At 48.1% G+C, this 16201-nt stretch carries 13 protein-coding genes, 1 tRNA gene and 1 pseudogene; 10 read left to right on the forward strand and 5 right to left on the reverse strand.

Annotated elements, in window-relative coordinates; genetic code table 11:
- Positions 1-84: 84 nt before the first annotated feature.
- From Q0101_RS06225 to Q0101_RS06255, 7 genes and pseudogenes are all read left to right on the forward strand, one after another.
- Positions 85-1335 (forward strand): ankyrin repeat domain-containing protein, encoded by a 1251-nt coding sequence (locus Q0101_RS06225; protein WP_297943336.1) that lies wholly within the window; start codon positions 85-87, stop codon positions 1333-1335.
- 683 nt (positions 1336-2018) lie between these two features.
- Positions 2019-3719: a Na+/H+ antiporter NhaC family protein gene (locus tag Q0101_RS06230; protein ID WP_297943338.1), complete on the forward strand. Its 1701-nt coding sequence runs from the start codon at positions 2019-2021 to the stop codon at positions 3717-3719.
- Positions 3716-4321 (forward strand): annotated as a pseudogene (locus tag Q0101_RS06235) (tRNA (uridine(54)-C5)-methyltransferase TrmA); the annotation flags it as partial. The gene Q0101_RS06230 and the pseudogene Q0101_RS06235, both read left to right, overlap by 4 nt.
- The gene (locus Q0101_RS06240) at positions 4322-5275 is read left to right on the forward strand and encodes a methyltransferase domain-containing protein (RefSeq protein WP_297943381.1); all 954 of its coding nucleotides are present in this window, start codon (positions 4322-4324) and stop codon (positions 5273-5275) included.
- Between the two features lie 100 nt (positions 5276-5375).
- Positions 5376-6587: a threonine ammonia-lyase gene (gene ilvA / locus Q0101_RS06245; RefSeq protein WP_297880353.1), complete on the forward strand. Its 1212-nt coding sequence runs from the start codon at positions 5376-5378 to the stop codon at positions 6585-6587.
- A 493-nt stretch (positions 6588-7080) separates the two neighbouring features.
- A complete protein-coding gene (locus Q0101_RS06250) occupies positions 7081-7794 on the forward strand; it encodes a DUF4230 domain-containing protein (protein ID WP_297943340.1) in 714 nt (237 codons plus the stop codon).
- Entirely contained in the window at positions 7795-8265 is a 471-nt protein-coding gene (locus Q0101_RS06255) for a hypothetical protein (RefSeq protein WP_297943342.1), read from the forward strand.
- Between the two features lie 193 nt (positions 8266-8458).
- On the opposite strand, the gene Q0101_RS06260 is transcribed toward Q0101_RS06255, so the two are convergent.
- Positions 8459-9061 (reverse strand): hypothetical protein, encoded by a 603-nt coding sequence (locus Q0101_RS06260; RefSeq protein ID WP_297943344.1) that lies wholly within the window; start codon positions 9059-9061, stop codon positions 8459-8461.
- Between the two features lie 517 nt (positions 9062-9578).
- On the opposite strand from Q0101_RS06260, the gene Q0101_RS06265 reads away from it, so the two are divergent.
- Both Q0101_RS06265 and Q0101_RS06270 read left to right on the forward strand, forming a co-directional pair.
- Positions 9579-10802 (forward strand): ankyrin repeat domain-containing protein, encoded by a 1224-nt coding sequence (locus Q0101_RS06265; protein ID WP_297943346.1) that lies wholly within the window; start codon positions 9579-9581, stop codon positions 10800-10802.
- A gap of 313 nt (positions 10803-11115) precedes the next feature.
- Positions 11116-11190, forward strand: a tRNA-Glu gene (locus Q0101_RS06270).
- A gap of 179 nt (positions 11191-11369) precedes the next feature.
- Here Q0101_RS06270 and Q0101_RS06275 read toward each other — a convergent pair.
- Together Q0101_RS06275 and bioB are read right to left on the reverse strand one after the other, a co-directional pair.
- Complete coding sequence (locus tag Q0101_RS06275) at positions 11370-11795, reverse strand: hypothetical protein (protein ID WP_297943348.1); 426 nt, start codon at positions 11793-11795, stop codon at positions 11370-11372.
- Positions 11796-11834: 39 nt separating this feature from the next.
- Complete coding sequence (gene bioB / locus Q0101_RS06280) at positions 11835-12824, reverse strand: biotin synthase BioB (RefSeq protein WP_297943350.1); 990 nt, start codon at positions 12822-12824, stop codon at positions 11835-11837.
- A gap of 330 nt (positions 12825-13154) precedes the next feature.
- Here bioB and mnmG point away from each other — a divergent pair, with 330 nt between their 5' ends.
- Positions 13155-15047 carry a tRNA uridine-5-carboxymethylaminomethyl(34) synthesis enzyme MnmG gene (gene mnmG / locus Q0101_RS06285; protein ID WP_297943352.1) on the forward strand — a complete coding sequence of 631 codons (1893 nt, stop codon included), beginning with the start codon at positions 13155-13157 and terminating at the stop codon, positions 15045-15047.
- Positions 15048-15405: 358 nt separating this feature from the next.
- Here the strand turns inward: mnmG and Q0101_RS06290 are convergent, their stop codons facing one another.
- Both Q0101_RS06290 and Q0101_RS06295 read right to left on the reverse strand, forming a co-directional pair.
- Entirely contained in the window at positions 15406-15531 is a 126-nt protein-coding gene (locus tag Q0101_RS06290) for a hypothetical protein (RefSeq protein WP_297943354.1), read from the reverse strand.
- Positions 15532-15605: 74 nt separating this feature from the next.
- Positions 15606-15935: a NapC/NirT family cytochrome c gene (locus Q0101_RS06295; protein ID WP_297943356.1), complete on the reverse strand. Its 330-nt coding sequence runs from the start codon at positions 15933-15935 to the stop codon at positions 15606-15608.
- Positions 15936-16201: the final 266 nt, after the last annotated feature.

The raw sequence follows: 16201 nt of genomic DNA on the forward strand, positions 1-16201 counted from the left end.
TATAAGGCTGAAAGGAATTCCATAAAATTCCACTGCCCGCACTAAGTTTTAATAAATAAATTTAAAGGTAAAATAACGCTTCAAATGCAATTCGAGGTAGCGATGCGAAAAATTCTAATGGGTTCGTTTGTTTTTTGCGGCACGCTTTTTGGCGCTTCTTGCGAGCAGATACTAAGCGATCCGCGCGGCTTTTTTAGCAAAGAGCCTACGGACGAAGAGCTGCTGCAAAGCGATTTTGGCTGTAAAGGCTCGCTGGCTGGCGCAGAATTTTTGCAAAATTTAAAAAGCGCGGCTTCTGAGATCAGGGACGAAAATATCGATTGTGTCGGTAACGAAGCCTTGCTGAACGAAAAAAGGCTTGAGCGAACCTTGGCATTTGCGGGGATGGATGGCGAGGGCTTTTTGAGCTATGCTAAAGAGAAAAACTACGCGCAAATTAGCGAGAAATCGCTTGAAGCCTTAGAATTTTACTCCGAGCGCAAGATTGGAAATTTCATCGCTTATGGCAATTTTATGGGCGAGATCTCAGCAGCCAGGGAGGCGCTAAAAGATTATTTCGCCGCCAAATTTAATAAAAACGACGCCGATGAGCTGGCAAGCGCCGTTATAGCGGAATTTATCGCATACGCCGCAAAGGATCGCAAGGCGGGAGATTATGGTGAGCTTGAGCTGGCGCTAAAAGGCGGAGTAGGCGCAGATGAGTTTCGTACGCTACTTTTTAGCAAGGATTTTGCGATTTACGAGCTTGATAATGCCCTGGATCTGGCACTTTTGCTAGGATATGACGAGCGCTTTAGCGGCGCTTTGATCGATCGGGGCGCGCAGGTGAATGCTGGCGAGGAAAACTCGCTATTTTACGCGATGAATAACGTTCAAAGCGCTAAATTTATGATCTCTAAAGGCGCTTTGGTTGGCTATAAAAACTCGCTTGGGCAAACTCCGATATTTTTCGCCGCCGCGGCAAAAAATTATGAGCTCGTAAAGTTGCTAATTTACTCGCATGCTAGCGTAAATGTCCGCCAGATCGGCAGCGCCGAGGCCCAGGCTCTAGCGTCGCTAGGCGAGCGTAGCGACGGCTGTGAGCATTCGGGCGCGGGCAAGACACTGCTGATGTTTGCGGCGCAAAAAAGCACCAAGCAGATCGTTGAATTGCTCGTAAAATCGGGCGCAAACGAAAAAGCAGTCGACGAGGCGGGGCTAAATGCGCTAGACTACGCGCTTGCAGGCGGCGAAGCGGCTACGCAGAGCTATTTGCGCTCGCTTGGATTAAGTCCTACGCAAGCAAGCGATGATTTTACGAGCGATCCACAAGATGCACCTGAGCGTGAGAATTAGCAAGCAGGCTTGATTTAAAGGGTTGCTCGCCGCTTCTTCGTTTTAGGCTTGCAGCGTTTTAGGTTTGCAAAAGCTTTATGAGCTTTAAATTTGGAGTTTTGCCGCTTTGTAAATTCTATAAATTTAGTGGATTTTTCGAGTGCGAGTTGGTAGAATTTAACGCTTTAAAATTTTATCGCTTTGCTTGCGCAGGTTGCATGCACTGAAATTTTATAAACGCGCAGGCAGGCTTGAGAAATGGCGATTTGTGCGTTTATGCGCGATAAAATTTTTGTCTAGGGATTTTGGTTTGCGATCAAGAGCGGGATTTCGTAAAATTTTGCGAGAGAAATTTATCCTTTTGCGACAAGGTAAGCATCGCAGTATTGCGGAATTTTACCTTAATTTGGGTCTTTTGCTATGTTAAGTAAAATTTTAAATGCGTTTATAAAATGCTTTTGATTACGCCGCGCGCGGTATTTTGCACCGGAGAGATTTTACTGCGCGACAAGTTACTTAAAAATGCGTTCGCAAAATTGCAAACGCAGCAAAATAGCAGAGCTTGCTGTGCGATTAAGGCACTCAAAAATCGCCGTAAAAGAAAGCGTGTGAATACGAATTTGCTGCAAAGTGCGCAGAATTTTAAAATTTAACCCCCGATCGGAGGTTAAATTTTAAAATTTTATCAATCATCAAGGATTAAAATGTTAAAAAATTTGCTTATCTTTACGGCGATTTTTTTGCCCGCGCTGGCGCTTGCGGACGTGGAGCCCGCCGTGCGAAACAGCGAGCTTTACGGCATGCTGACGCTTATCCCGCCGGTTGCGGCGATCGTGCTTGCTTTTATCACCAAGGACGTGATTTTGTCGCTGTTTTTAGGCGTGCTAAGCGGGACCTTTCTCATCGGTATGGTAGATCAAAATATCGCAGCTTCGGCGCTTTTCGCTTTTACGAACCTGTGCTCGCGCATGGTAAAATCGATGGCGGATACGTGGAATGCGGGCATTTTGCTTCAGGTTATGTGTATCGGCGGGCTCATCGCTCTGGTGACCAAAAGCGGCGGCACGAAGGCGCTTGCGCTCTGGCTTAGCAAGCACGCAGATACTCCCGTTTTGGGTCAAATTTACACCTGGCTGATGGGTATCGTGATATTTTTCGACGATTATGCAAACGCGCTGATCGTGGGCCCGATCATGCGGCCGCTTATGGATAAATTTAAAATTTCGCGCGCAAAGTTCGCCTTCATCATCGACGCTACCGCCGCGCCGATTACCGGTATCGCAGTGATCTCCACCTGGGTCGGAGTTGAAATTTCGGCGATCAAAGAGGCCTACTCGCAGATCGGCATAGAAAACATAAACGCTTTCACCGTCTTTGTAGAGACGATCCCGTATAGATTTTATAATATTTTCATGATCTTTTTCGTAGTTGCCACCGCCGTGATGAGTAGGGAGTTTGGCTCGATGTATCGGGCAGAGATCGCATCTCGCGGCGGCAAGAGCGGAGCTGCGGATTTTAAAATCAAAAATTTAGAGGATCAAATTTTCGTACCCAAAGAGGGCGTAGTTCTTCGCAAGATAAACGCGCTGATCCCGCTAGGCGCGATGATCGTCCTTTCGGTCATAGGATTTTATCTCAACGGCTACAGCTCGCTAGAGGGCGAGACTTTGGAGGCGGTCAAAGCAGCTCCTCTTAGCTTCACTTCGATCCGCACCGCTTTTAGCGCGGCGGACGCCTCGGTCGTGCTGTTTCAATCCGCGCTCTTTTCATCGATCATCGCCGTCGTTTTAGGCATCGCGCAAAAAATTTACGGCGTCAAAGAGGCGATCGAGGTCTGGGTGGGCGGCTGGAAAAGTATGCTAAATACCGTCATAATCCTGCTTTTTGCGTGGTCGCTTAGCTCGGTTATCAAAGAGCTCGGCACTTCGCGCTACCTAGTCGAGCTTCTAAGCGACGCTACGCCGCGCTTTGCTCTTGCGATCGTGATCTTCGTGCTTAGCTCATTTATCTCATTTTCCACCGGCACGAGCTTCGGCACCATGGGCATCGTAACCCCTCTAGCCGTACCGTTAGCGCACGCCGTGGGGCAAAAATACGGTCTTAGCGGCGAGGAATTTCACGTTTTCATGTGCGTAAATATTAGCGCGGTGCTCACCGGGGCGATCTTCGGCGATCACTGCTCGCCGATTTCGGATACGACGATCCTTTCTTCGATGGGCGCGGGCTGCGATCACATCGAGCACGTAAGCACGCAGATGACCTATGCGCTGGTCGTTTGCGGCATCAGTATCGTTTGCGGCTACCTGCCTGCGGGCTTTGGGCTCAGCGTGTGGGGATGTCTGATCTTGGGTATCGCGGCTATCATTCTTTTATTGCGCGTAGTGGGTAAAAGAGTGGATGTATGAATTGCGAAAGCTTCGGTAGTTGCGGTAGCTGCACGCTCGGCGAGCCCTATGAGGATCAAATTTTATACAAAAAACAGCTGATCGCCGATAAATTTAGAGAATTCTTTGACGGCGAGTTTGAGTTTTTTGCCTCACAGCCGCAAAATTACCGCATCAGGGCGGAATTTGGTATCTGGCACGATATTTGGCATAGCGCATTTGATCTTGCCTACACGATGGGCGGCGCGCAAAGCAAGAAAATTTTAATTAACGAATGCCCTAAAGTGGCGCTTCCTATCGCAAATTTAATGCCGCGGCTGCTAGAGGCGCTTAGGCGGAGCGAAGCTTTAAAAGATAAGCTCTTCAGCGTCGAGTTCATTTCGTGCGCTAGCGGGATTTTGGCGACTCTGCTTTATCACAAGCGCCTGGGCGAGCGCGAGCAAGGGGCGATTTGCGAGCTGGCGGACAAGCTTGGCATCGGGGTTATGGTTCGCGCGCGCGGACAGAAGCTGCTAAGCGGCGAGCTAAGCCTCACGGACGAGCTTTGCGTGGACGGGCGAGTTTATAAATTTCGCTTCGGCGAAAACGCCTTCATCCAGCCCAACCGCGGCGTGAACGAAAAGATGATCGCCTGGGCGAGAAGCTGCGTGGACTTCGGCAAAGAGAGCGTGGGCGAAGGGCGCGCCGCGCATAATTTCGCCGCAAAGAATTTAATAGCAGAGAATTCCTCTGCGCAAAATTACGGCTGCGAGGAGCCCGCCCCGCGAAATTCTACGGATCGAAATTTTGCTTCTGAAAATTCCGCCGAATTTAACGCCGCTTTCCGGAATTCCGTTAAAGCAAATTCCGCTCGCGCGGAGTTTAATGGCGAAAATTCCGTGAAATTTAACTATACGTCCAAAGACGAGAGCTCTGCGGATAAAAATTTCGCTCGCAAGGATTTGGACGTGCAAAATTCCGCCGCGCAAAATTTAGATTACGAAAAGCATTGCGTGCAAAATTCAGCCTGCGAAAAACTCATCGCGCAAAATTCGAGCTGCGAGGAACCCACCCCGCAAAATTCGAGCTGCGAAAAACATGCCGTGCGCCCAGAAAGCTCCGCTGCGCGCGATCTGCTGGAGCTGTACTGCGGGCACGGCAACTTCACTATCCCGCTTGCGGCTAAATTTAACCGCGTGCTGGCGAGTGAAATTTCAAAAAGCTCGATCGCGAATGCCCGCATAAACTGCGAGCTCAACGGCGTTTGCAACGCGCAATTCGTCCGCCTTAGCGCGGATGAGCTGATGAGCGCGTTTGCGCGCAGGCGCGAGTTTGAGCGGCTAAAGGGGATCGATATTTTCAGCTACGATTTTTCGCACGTCTTGATCGATCCGCCGCGCGCGGGGCTGGAGCCTAGCGTGATTGATTTCATAAAAAATTTTCAAAATTTGATCTACATCTCCTGTAATCCGCAGACGCTTTTTGAAAATTTACGCTCGCTTTGCGCTACGCATGAGGTGCGCAGATTTGCGATCTTCGATCAGTTCGCGCATACGGCGCATATCGAATGCGGCGTGCTGCTAAAGCGCAGGAGTTAGGCGGGTTTACAACCGAAGTTGTGGATTTAGACGGCGCGCGGGATAAAATTTCGCCTAAAATATGTATAATAACAAAATTTAAAATTACGAAAGGAAGTAGATGGTTGATCTAAATAAAATCATCCAAGCAAAGCGCACCATAAACGATTTCGTCTATAAAACGCCCTTTGCTTTGGCGCCGAAGCTCAGCAAGCTTTACGGCGCGGAAGTGTATCTCAAAAGCGAGAATTTGCAGCGCACCGGCGCATATAAGATCCGTGGCGCTTACAATAAAATCGCGCACCTAACGGATGAGGAGCGGGCGCATGGAGTAATAGCTGCAAGCGCGGGCAACCACGCCCAGGGCGTAGCGATGAGCGCGCAAAAATTCGGCGTGCATGCCGTGATCGTAATGCCTGAGGCCACGCCGTTACTTAAGGTAAGCGGCACGAAGGCTCTGGGCGCAGAGATCATTTTGCAGGGCGATAACTTCGACGAGGCGTATGCGTTTGCGCTGGAATATGCGAAAGAGCACAATCTGACGTTCGTCCATCCCTTCAACGACGAGTTCGTACAAGCGGGCCAAGGCACGATCGCGCTTGAGATGATCGAGGAGGTCGCAGATCTTGAATACATCGTCGTTCCAGTTGGCGGCGGCGGGCTTGCGACGGGGGTTTGCAGCTGCGCCAAGCAGATTAACCCTGACATCAAAATCATCGCCGTAGCCGCCAAGGGTGCGCCCGCGATGCACGATAGCTTCGTCGCGAAAAAGCCTCTAAATTCCAAATCTGTCCGCACCATCGCCGACGGCATCGCGGTGCGGGATACTAGCGAGATCACGCTTTCTACGATCATTGAGTGCGTCGATGAGTTCGTGCAGGTCGATGACGAGGAGATCGCAAGCGCGATACTCTATCTGCTCGAGCAGCAAAAAATCATCGTTGAGGGCGCGGGCGCGGCGGGCGTAGCGGCGCTGATGAACGCGAAATTCCAATTCCCCGCGGGCGCAAAGATCGGCATCATCCTAAGCGGCGGCAACATCGATGTGCAGATGCTAAACATCATCATCGAAAAGGGTCTTATCAAATCGCACCGCAAGATGACGATCAATGTCACGCTCGTCGATAAGCCGGGCGCGCTTACGGGGCTTACCGAAATCTTGCGCCGCGCCAATGCAAACATCGTCAAGATCGACTACGACCGCTTTTCGACCAACATCGAGTACGGCGATGCGCAGATCACGATCACGCTTGAGACCAAGGGTAAAGCTCATCAAGAGGATATCGCCTGGGCGCTCAAAAACGCAGGGTATGATTTCAGGGAGATTTTGTAAAATTTCGCAGGAGCTCTGGGCTTGAGCTTTGATTGCGCTTCTCGACTCACAGCGGTTAAATTTTAAATTTACATCCGCCTTATACCCGCCGTGCCGAAATACTTTGCGTGGGTATTTTAATCTTTGGTGTATTTCTATTGGGGCGGGAAGGGGGCTTGAATTGCAAGGTCGCTCCCCTTCCCGCCCCAAACCCCACCTAACCCCCGACGACGCTAGCGGTGCAGGCTGCGCCTGAGTTTAATTCTAATGAAACGAACAAGCATAAAATTTCGTGTACCGTAATTCAAGCCATATCAAAATTTAACATTAGCCACAAGGCTGACCCCTGGCACGCTCAAGGGGCGAGCCTTACGGCTCGATCATTTCTATTTTGCGGCTTCGCCGCACGCTTTGATTTTAAAATTTCTTGCCGCAAAAATCGTAAAATTTTAATTGCACTACAAATCGGCGCTGTATTTTGCTAAAATACCGATAAAATTTTAAAGGATGAAATTTGGAAAATTTTGCTTTTCTTCTAAATTTAGTGATATTTTGCATTTTGGTTTTTATGTTTTTTAAGATGCGCAAAAGCGGCGAGCAGGCTGGCAAGCCGCAGATCGCCACCGACATCACGCGGCTTAAAAGCATCGGCGAGCTGAGCGTTTTTAAAATTTACTCCAAAGAGATCGTAACGCGCAAGCAAAACGTAGGCAGCGGGCTGCTGGGCTCGCTCGTTTCGCCGCTGATGACGAAAAAGCAGATCGCCATCATCTTCGAGTTTGAGATCGAGTTCGTTTACGACCTGCTAAGCCCCGACTTTGCGATACTGCCGCAGGGCGAGGATCGCTACGAGATCAAGATGCCGCCGTGCAAATACAAATACTCGATCAAAGATATGAAAATTTACGACGAGAAAAACGCCAAGCTGCTGCCGTTTTTGCTGCCCGATTCGCTAAACGGGCTATTCGGTGCGAGCTTTGACGAGAGCGATAAAAACCGCCTGATCGACGACGCCAAGGACGAGGTCAAGCAGCTCTCGCTAAAAATCATCAACGATCTGGGCGGCAAGATCCACAAATCTGCGACCGACACGCTGGAGGCGATCGCCAAGAGCTTCGGCGCGAAGGAGGTCGGATTTATCTTCCAGGACAAGGCGCTTCAAACGATCGACATAAACTCAAACGAGATCGCAATCGATAAGTCGCTAAAATCGCAGATCGAGAAGTAGATGGAGCTTTTCAAGGCGCTTTTTAAAATTTATTTCGCCCGCATGCTCGTGTTTATGGATGCCTGTGCGAGGGCTTGGCAGCGATTTTACGAGCCGATTAGGCTGCGCAAAGAGAAAAAGCGCCTGCGCGCAAAGGGCTATTTTACCGAGGATGCGACGTGGGCGGAGTTTTTCGCGGATTTTAAATTTTGCAAATGCTTCATCATCAAAAAAATCCTCTATCCAAACTTCTACGCGATCAAAAACTCCTCCAAATGGGAGGCGGGCTCAAAGCGGGCTAGTTTTTCGGTAGGCTCGTTTGCATACGACGAGATCGCGTGGGTGTGGGTGCCGCGAGTCTTCGACGGTGGGAGGAAAAACGATCTGGAAAAGCTAAAAAATCTACTGCAAAAAATCCCCGCGCTGCACTACGAGCAGAGCGATACGGGGATTAAAATTTTCGGCTACGAGTGCGGCGAAGGGGCCTTATAATCATATAAAACGATTTCGTCGAGGGTCGCGCCGATGTAGCGCATGGCTAGCGCTGCGTAGATAATCAAGCGGGCAGGTTTTGGATGCCGTGTCTTTGACGAAACAGCGCATGCTAGCGTGAATTTTATCTTTTCAAACGCCCCGGCGTGGTCTAAATTCAAACTCCGCGTGAGCATAAAACGCAGGCGAAATTTTATCTCTGCGCCTGGCTCCATAGATCCTTTGCTTCGGCGGGGTTTTTTATATTAAGCCACGCAAGAAGCAGCACCGCGGGCGTCAATGGCTTTAAGATTAAATTTACTAGCGCCATATATTTTACGATGCTAGCCGTTATAAGCTCGGGAGCCAGCACCTGAAGCATGCCGTAGAGGATGTTTGCGCCGGCGCCTGCGATTAGCAGCGCGGCATATACGGCGAAAAGCCCGCATCCCGTGGCGGCACGCAACTTAAAATTTATAACTATCCAAGCGACCGTAACCGCAAAAATCAAATACGGCACGTATACTTGCAGCCTATTACAATCACATCTTCTGAGTATATAAATGGCTGAAAAATATAGCAGCGCCGCAAGCGCAACGCTGTAAGCGTATTTGAAGATTATAAAGACCTGCGGGCCCGTGATATTTTGGATGTTTTTAAGCGCGTGGTAAAGGAATGTGAAGGCAAAAATCCACACTAAGATTTGAGAATCCAAGTACGCGATCTCGCCTTTTATAGAATACGCCGCACTGCCGACCAGTAGGCAGAGCGCGCCGAGCGTGCCTTGTAGCTTCGCTCTTTGAAAATCTTCATTCATTTTATCCCTTTAAATTTTAATATGCGGCTCGCCGCTTACGACGCGCAGATGAATGGCGGGCGCTGCTTTGATTATCACCGCGAACTTTAAATTTAGCCGCTGCAAATTTTAATTTTACGCCGCCGCGCATACTTCGTACTTTACGTCGCTGTGAATGATTTAAGCTCAGCACGCCGCCGAATATCTCATCCTTGGGCTACTGCCGTAAATTTTATTTGGTGCCGCCGTTACGAGTGCTTTTAATTTAACGCCGTAGTTACCGCAAATTTTACTTTGCCGCCGCCGCTCGTGCAATACATTTTTGAAATGGGATTTTATGCAAATTGTGTTTAAAATTAATTTAACCTTTTAAATTTAAAAGCAGCGGAGCAGCTTAAAATTTATAACTATCCAAGTGCCATTACTATAAGCATTAAAAACGCTTATCTTTGATTTTTAAATTTGAGCTGTTTTTAGTAAATTTTGCTTACAAATTTTGTATAATTTTTAAAATTTTATCTCAAAAAAAGGAGCAAGTATGAGATTTATCGTTATATTGTTTTTGGTGGTCGGCGGCTGTTTTGGAGGCAATATAACCGACTTTCAAAGCTTGGAAAAATTTATCAAAGACGGGCAAGCAAAAGGATATTTTCCTAAAAAGATTTTAGTGACGCAAGGATTTGATACCACCGTATTAGAAGACGTGAGTTTAAATTTTAGCAAAACCATATATTGGGATATAAATTCTCGCTGCAACCAAAACGCAGACGAGATCATTATAGCCGAAAGCGATATGAGGCACTCTATAGTTTGCCCCGGAAATAACAACGTCTATATTTTGACGGGCGGCAGAAGCGATGTGGAAGACCCATGGGGAAACGATATCTTCGTAATGGGCGAGAACGATGATAAAATTTCAAAAAGCTGGGGTACAAATATATTTATCTTCGGTAAAAGATGGGGGCATGATAAGATAGAAATCGGCGATTCTAGGATAAATCCGGCGTCAAACCCTGAATACAAAAACGAATTTCCTTACGAGTTTAGCCACTTTTTCATCTTTGATAGCGGGATTAAAAAGGATGATTTAGTTTTTAACTTTAACAAGATAATAAATTTAAAAACAAACGACTCTATAGAACTTACGGATTTAAATGGTATAAATTTGATTTTTAAAGACGAGCCGGGTAAATACTACGGTACAAATTCATTAAAGGAGATTTACGACAAAAACTTTTTCGTTACACCTAAGACTGAAGAGAGTTTGAGTATAGATGAGATACAAACGTTGCTTCACAAAACGGCATATTCAGACAACGCCGAAGATGCTAAAAAATACTGCAAAATGGGCGGCGATCCGAATTTTAAAGGTCATGAAAATACCACTCCCATCGAAATGGCGGTAATGTTAGGTAGCGAAAATTCGCTTCGCGCGATGCTAGAGTGCGCAAAAAGACTGACCGATAACGCAATGATGATGAGCGTATTCGGAAGCCAACACGACGATGAGAAGAGTTTTAGGCTCGTAAAGCTTTTGGAAAAATACGGCGGAAATTTTAAAGCAAAGGATAGGGATGGCTGCTCCATGGTAAATTATGCGGCAAGTTCTCATAGTCTAGAAATCGTAAAATATCTAGTAGAAAGAGGCGCCGATCCAAAAGCTAGATGTTCTCATAACCAAAGCGTAACTCCATCGGATTGGGCAAGGAAAAACGAGGATAAAAGAGTATATGAGTATCTAAAAAGCCTAGAAGCTAAATAAAAGGTATGCTAAATGGCCTTTTATCACCTGCTTTAAATCAGCGCGATAAAATTATTGGCATTTTTTGATGCTGATAGCAAGACACAGCAAGCTTTATGATATCGATTTGGCTTATGGCTGCAACGACGGAACTTATTTATGTGCCATCTAGAATGGGCGGCATATCGGACTCTCTAGAGCACCAAGATTTACGGCTATGCCAAAAAGCTTTAAGTTTTCGGCGAAAATTTTATTTTGCATTATTTTTGTTGAAATTATATAATTTAATCCAAAATTTATATACACTTCGCTATCATCTCATTCTCAATTTCGCGGCCCACTCGTCTAGTGGTTAGGACGCTGGCCTCTCACGCCGGTAACAGGAGTTCAAATCTCCTGTGGGTCACCATTTCATCACTTAAAATCAATTAAAATTTTCTATCATTCAGCTGTCTGCCCTTGAAATTTAAGACCTCATTTGATTTTTGAGTATTTTGATTAAAATTTCATCATATTTTTACCGAGGCTAATTGCTCTAGAATTAAAGTCGCGCGAATTAAAATTTAGATCAAATTGTAAAATTCACGGCTAAATCCTACCGCTACTTATATTTTCAAGATTACGCAGCCTGTTCCAGTTTTGTTCGTTTTGTAAATTTCTCATGTTCTGTCGCTGCTGCATCTGCTCCAGTTGCTGCTGTGCTTGCTGTTGCATTAGGCTTTGCTGCGTGGCGATATATTGCTCCTGTGCTCTTTGCTGTGCTTGCGCGCTGTCCGCTCTGAATGAATTAAGCGTATCTTGCGATACCGCTTGCTTTTGCGCTGTCTGCGCGACTTCGGCGTCAATCTTTTGCCGCTTCGCGCAGCGGTTTAGCTGCTCCTTGCTTAGCGGGTTTGCGACATCGCATCTGCTCGCGTCCGCCAAGAATGGAGCTTCCTCGTCGCCCTGCGGGAGCAGCGAGCAACCGCCAAGCAAGACGACCAAAATAAGGGAAGGGAAAAATTTTAACTTCATAGCCGCCTCTTAAATTTTATTTTTAATTCCCGACCGCCGCTAATCCGCGCCCTTTGCGAGGTCGAATCCGCACTGCGCTACAAGCGCCTTATCGCTTGCGATGCTATCGCCGGTGGTGGTTAGGAAATTGCCCGTAAGCGCCGAGTTGATACCGCATCCAAGCGCTGTGCGCACGTGCTCGCCCAAATTTCGCCTGCCGCCTGCGAAGCGCAGATACGCGCGCGGCAAGATGAAGCGGTAGATCGCGATTGATTTTAAAATTTCATCGTGCGCTAGCGGCGCGGCGTTTTGCAGCGGAGTGCCCTTGATCGGGGTCAGGATATTGATCGGCACGGAGCTAACGCCCAGTTCTCGCAGCTGCAGCGCCATATCGATGCGATCCTCCATATTTTCGCCCAGCCCGAAAATCCCGCCGCTACATACGTCAAGCCCCACGGCACGGCAATTCTCTATAGTTTGGATGCGGTCGTCGTAGCTGTGCGTCGTGCAGATCTGCGGATAAAATTTTCGCGAAGTCTCGAGATTGTGATGATAGGTCTGCACGCCGCTTGCTTTAAGCAGCGCTAGCGCGGGCTTTGAGGCGATTCCCAGTGAGGCGCACAGATGCAGCCGCGTTTCGCTTCGCAGCCGCTCATAGATCTCGCAGTATGCCCCTAGATCGGAGTTTTTTTGAGAAATTCCGCGCCCGCTGGCGACGAGCGAGAAGCGGTGCGTCTGCTCGGCTTCGTTTGCAAGCGCGGCGCTTAGCACCTGCTGTTCGCTCAAAATTCCGTAAGTCTCGCAGCCCGTGTTAAAATGCGCCGACTGCGCGCAGTATTTGCAGTCCTCGCTACAGCGCCCCGATTTTACGTTTATGATCGTGCAGAGATTAAATTTATCACCGCAAAACTCGCGCCTGATCTCATCCGCCGCCGCAAAAAGCGCGCCCAAATCCTCGCATCGCGCCAGCTCTAGCGCCTGCTCCTTCGCAATCTCGCAGCCGCCTATCACGCGATCTTTCAGCTCGGAAATATAAAATTTGTCTATCAATACTTAGCCTTTTTGAAAAAAATGCGTAATTATACAATGCGAAATTTAAAGCAAAGCTCGCACGCGAAATTTGGCGTAGGAATTTTGCGCTAAAAATTTGCACGAAATTTTACGCTCTTCATGCGCCGCTTTTGTGTCTGCAGCTTTTAGGGACGGCTCGTCTGTGCGCTTGCGGCGGCACAAATTAAAATCGCTTAAAAGTCGCGATACGGTAAAATTTTACGCGTATTAAAAATAATAGCGAGCCGCTACCTGCGACATCTGCGTGCGATTTATCGTTTTGAAATTTTATTTTGGCTAAAATTGCTACTTTAAATTTAAAGGCAAAAAATGAAATACGACGTTATCGTTGTGGGCGGCGGGCACGCGGGTATCGAGGCAAGCTTGGCCGCCGCAAAAATGGGCGCAAAGACACTGCTGATTACGATCTTGGCCGAACAGATCGGCGCTGCGAGCTGTAACCCCGCAATCGGCGGCCTTGCTAAGGGACATCTGGTAAAGGAGATCGACGCGTTGGGCGGTCAGATGGGGCTTACGGCGGATGTGTGCGGGCTGCAGTTTAGAATTTTAAACGAGAGCAAGGGCCCTGCGGTGCGCGGTTCGCGCGCTCAGATCGATATGGATGAATACCGCATCTACATGCGAAATTTGCTGCTAAACACGCAGGGGCTGGACGTGAGCCAGGAGATCGCGAGCGAAATTTTAACCTGCGAGCGAGGCGGCGAGCAGCGCATTTGCGGCGTTAAGACCCATCTTGGCAACGTTTATGAGACCGAGCATCTGATAATCACCGCAGGCACCTTTTTAAACGGGCTAATTCACGTAGGCGAAAACAAGCTGCAAGCAGGGCGCGTGGGCGAGCTAGCGAGCGTCGAGCTAGCCGAATCACTACGAAGCTTGGGGCTGCAAATGGGGCGGCTAAAGACCGGCACCTGCCCGAGGATCGATGCTAAGACGATCGATTTTAGCGTGCTTGAGCGCCAAGACGGCGACGCGGATCCGCACCCTTTCAGCTTTCGCAGCAAAAATTTTGCACCGAAGCAGCTTGCTTGCTTCATCGCTTATACGAACGAACGCACGCACGAGATCATCCGCGAAAATTTCGCCCGCGCACCGATGTTTACGGGGCAAATTTCAAGCACCGGCCCGCGCTACTGCCCGAGCATCGAGACTAAAATTTATGAATTCCCAAATCGAGACCGCCATCACGTCTTCGTCGAGCCGCAGACGCGTGAGGCTACGGAGTATTACGTAAACGGGCTTTCTACGAGTTTGCCTTACGACGTGCAGATTGCGTTTTTGCGCACGATCAGAGGCTTTGAAAATGCTAAAATCGTCCGCCCGGGCTATGCGATCGAGTACGATTTCATCGATCCTACCGAGCTTAAACACAGCCTCGAGACCAAAAAGATCCGCGGACTGTTTTTGGCAGGTCAGATCAACGGCACCACCGGCTACGAGGAGGCCGCGGCGCAGGGGCTGATGGCGGGCATAAACGCCGTGCTTGATTTGCGCGGGCGGCAGCCTTTGATTTTGCGCAGGGATGAGGCGTATATTGGCGTTTTGATCGATGATCTCGTCACTAAAGGTACGAATGAGCCTTACCGAATGTTTACTTCGCGCGCGGAATTTCGCCTGCTACTGCGCGAGGGCAACGCCGTGCTGCGCCTGAGTGAATACGGCCGCGAGATCGGGCTTTTAGACGAGGCGAGCTACGAGCGGGCGCGCAAGTTTAAGCTTGACGTGGAGAGCGGAATGGAATTTTTGCTAAAAACGCAGATTACCCCTTCGAAACAGACGCTTGGCCTGCTGCAAAGTATCGGCGCAGAGCCCATTTCGCAAAGCTGTAGCTTGCAAAAAATCGCCTCTCAAAGCGGCTTTTCAAAGGCGGGCTTGCTTGCTCTGGCGCCGCATTTTGAGGGCTTTAGCGATGAGGTTTTGGATGAAATTTTAACGCAGTGCAAGTATCATTTCTACATCGCGATGCAGCGCGCCGAAGTTGAGAGGATGAAGGGGCTGCTTGGCGTCGCAATCCCGCCACAGATCGATTTTAGCAAGATCGGAGGGCTTAGCAACGAGATCGTGCAGAAGCTAAATCGCTTTGCGCCGCCGACGCTGTTTGCCGCGAGCGAGATCAGTGGCGTAACGCCCGCCGCGATCGATATTTTGCACATTTACATAAAACAAAATTTCGGCGATAAGCTTGGGATAAAGCGAGAATAGCATGCTAAAGCATAAAAGGCTCAATAAAGTAATTTTAAAATTTATAGTGAAAAATCTGGACGATATTTTAAAATATATTTCAGTTTGAACTAAAACTATGTTTTGATAATTATGCCAATAGTAAATTTAGATTCATTGTCAAGAATTGCTCAAAAAATACTTTTTTTACATACAGTATGTCGCCGAAATTCTTTTTTATTCACTTCCCGGTTCAAAATTATTTCTCGAACAGCATAAATTAAAGGATTCGGTCGACAACATTTTGCTAAAATTGATAAGGGAAAATCCGCTTAACTTATCTTGAGCCGTTTATATTTACAGAGGAGATAAATCCGCCCCGAGCGAGGCGGATTAAAGATTATTTTTCATTAGGCAAATACATCTTCCAGCTACTATCTACCTTCCAGTCTATCGGGTGACAAGACATACAAGTATTTAGCTTTTGCGGATGATGCACGGCGTGGCATGACTGACACTGTAGCATCTCATTGGCTTTATCGTGAGCGCCTTCGTGCGGGTTAGATAGGCCATAGTGCGCGGTCTTTTTTCTTATGTCGGCTATCTTATGACAGAGCTAGTGCACTGCTCGTTTTTAAAGCCCCTTTGTTTCGCCGGCATCTCAAAGTCGCCTGTTACATACATCCTGACCTCGTTTAGCTGCTCGCCTATGGTTGGCGTGTGGCAGTCGTGACATGTTACATTTGCGTCGTTATGCTTTTTAGCTAGCATATCTCCTTTTGTAAAAGAATCGTACTCTGGCTGCATGTTGTGACATATGATACAAAATTCAGCCTTGTGGCTAGCGGCCTCTATTTGATGAAACGCTATAAAACCGACGATAGCGGCTACTATTAGTCCTATTATCGTATATTTTCTTTTCTTGCTCATGCTTGTACTCCTTTTGCGTTTGCCGCAGCCTGATAGCCTGCTAAGCGTCCGTAGCATAGGCATGTTCCGTGGCTAGTGCCGGCTAAAACTACCGGATAGTCGCCCAAAAAAACGTCCGCCCATAACGTTACCGCAGGCATAAAGTCTCGAAATTTCGTTATAGTCGGTATCTAGCACGTTTGCAGTGCTTGGCTCTACGGTGAAGCCGCCCATGACGATTAAGCTAGCACCTACGCCAATCTTGCCAGCGTAAAGCCTATATTTAT

Origin of the sequence: uncultured Campylobacter sp. (assembly GCF_937921625.1) — a bacterium.
Lineage (GTDB): Bacteria > Campylobacterota > Campylobacteria > Campylobacterales > Campylobacteraceae > Campylobacter_B.

Excerpts from the sequence above, each read along its gene's own strand:
- Q0101_RS06225 (WP_297943336.1), top strand. The coding sequence starts at position 85 with ATGCAATTCGAGGTAGCGATGCGAAAAATTCTAATGGGTTCGTTTGTT.
- Q0101_RS06230 (WP_297943338.1), top strand. The coding sequence starts at position 2,019 with ATGTTAAAAAATTTGCTTATCTTTACGGCGATTTTTTTGCCCGCGCTG.
- Q0101_RS06240 (WP_297943381.1), top strand. The coding sequence starts at position 4,322 with ATGATCGCCTGGGCGAGAAGCTGCGTGGACTTCGGCAAAGAGAGCGTG.
- ilvA (WP_297880353.1), top strand. The coding sequence starts at position 5,376 with ATGGTTGATCTAAATAAAATCATCCAAGCAAAGCGCACCATAAACGAT.
- Q0101_RS06255 (WP_297943342.1), top strand. The coding sequence starts at position 7,795 with ATGGAGCTTTTCAAGGCGCTTTTTAAAATTTATTTCGCCCGCATGCTC.
- Q0101_RS06260 (WP_297943344.1), bottom strand. The coding sequence starts at position 9,061 with ATGAATGAAGATTTTCAAAGAGCGAAGCTACAAGGCACGCTCGGCGCG.
- Q0101_RS06265 (WP_297943346.1), top strand. The coding sequence starts at position 9,579 with ATGAGATTTATCGTTATATTGTTTTTGGTGGTCGGCGGCTGTTTTGGA.
- Q0101_RS06275 (WP_297943348.1), bottom strand. The coding sequence starts at position 11,795 with ATGAAGTTAAAATTTTTCCCTTCCCTTATTTTGGTCGTCTTGCTTGGC.
- mnmG (WP_297943352.1), top strand. The coding sequence starts at position 13,155 with ATGAAATACGACGTTATCGTTGTGGGCGGCGGGCACGCGGGTATCGAG.
- Q0101_RS06290 (WP_297943354.1), bottom strand. The coding sequence starts at position 15,531 with ATGCTACAGTGTCAGTCATGCCACGCCGTGCATCATCCGCAAAAGCTA.
- Q0101_RS06295 (WP_297943356.1), bottom strand. The coding sequence starts at position 15,935 with ATGAGCAAGAAAAGAAAATATACGATAATAGGACTAATAGTAGCCGCT.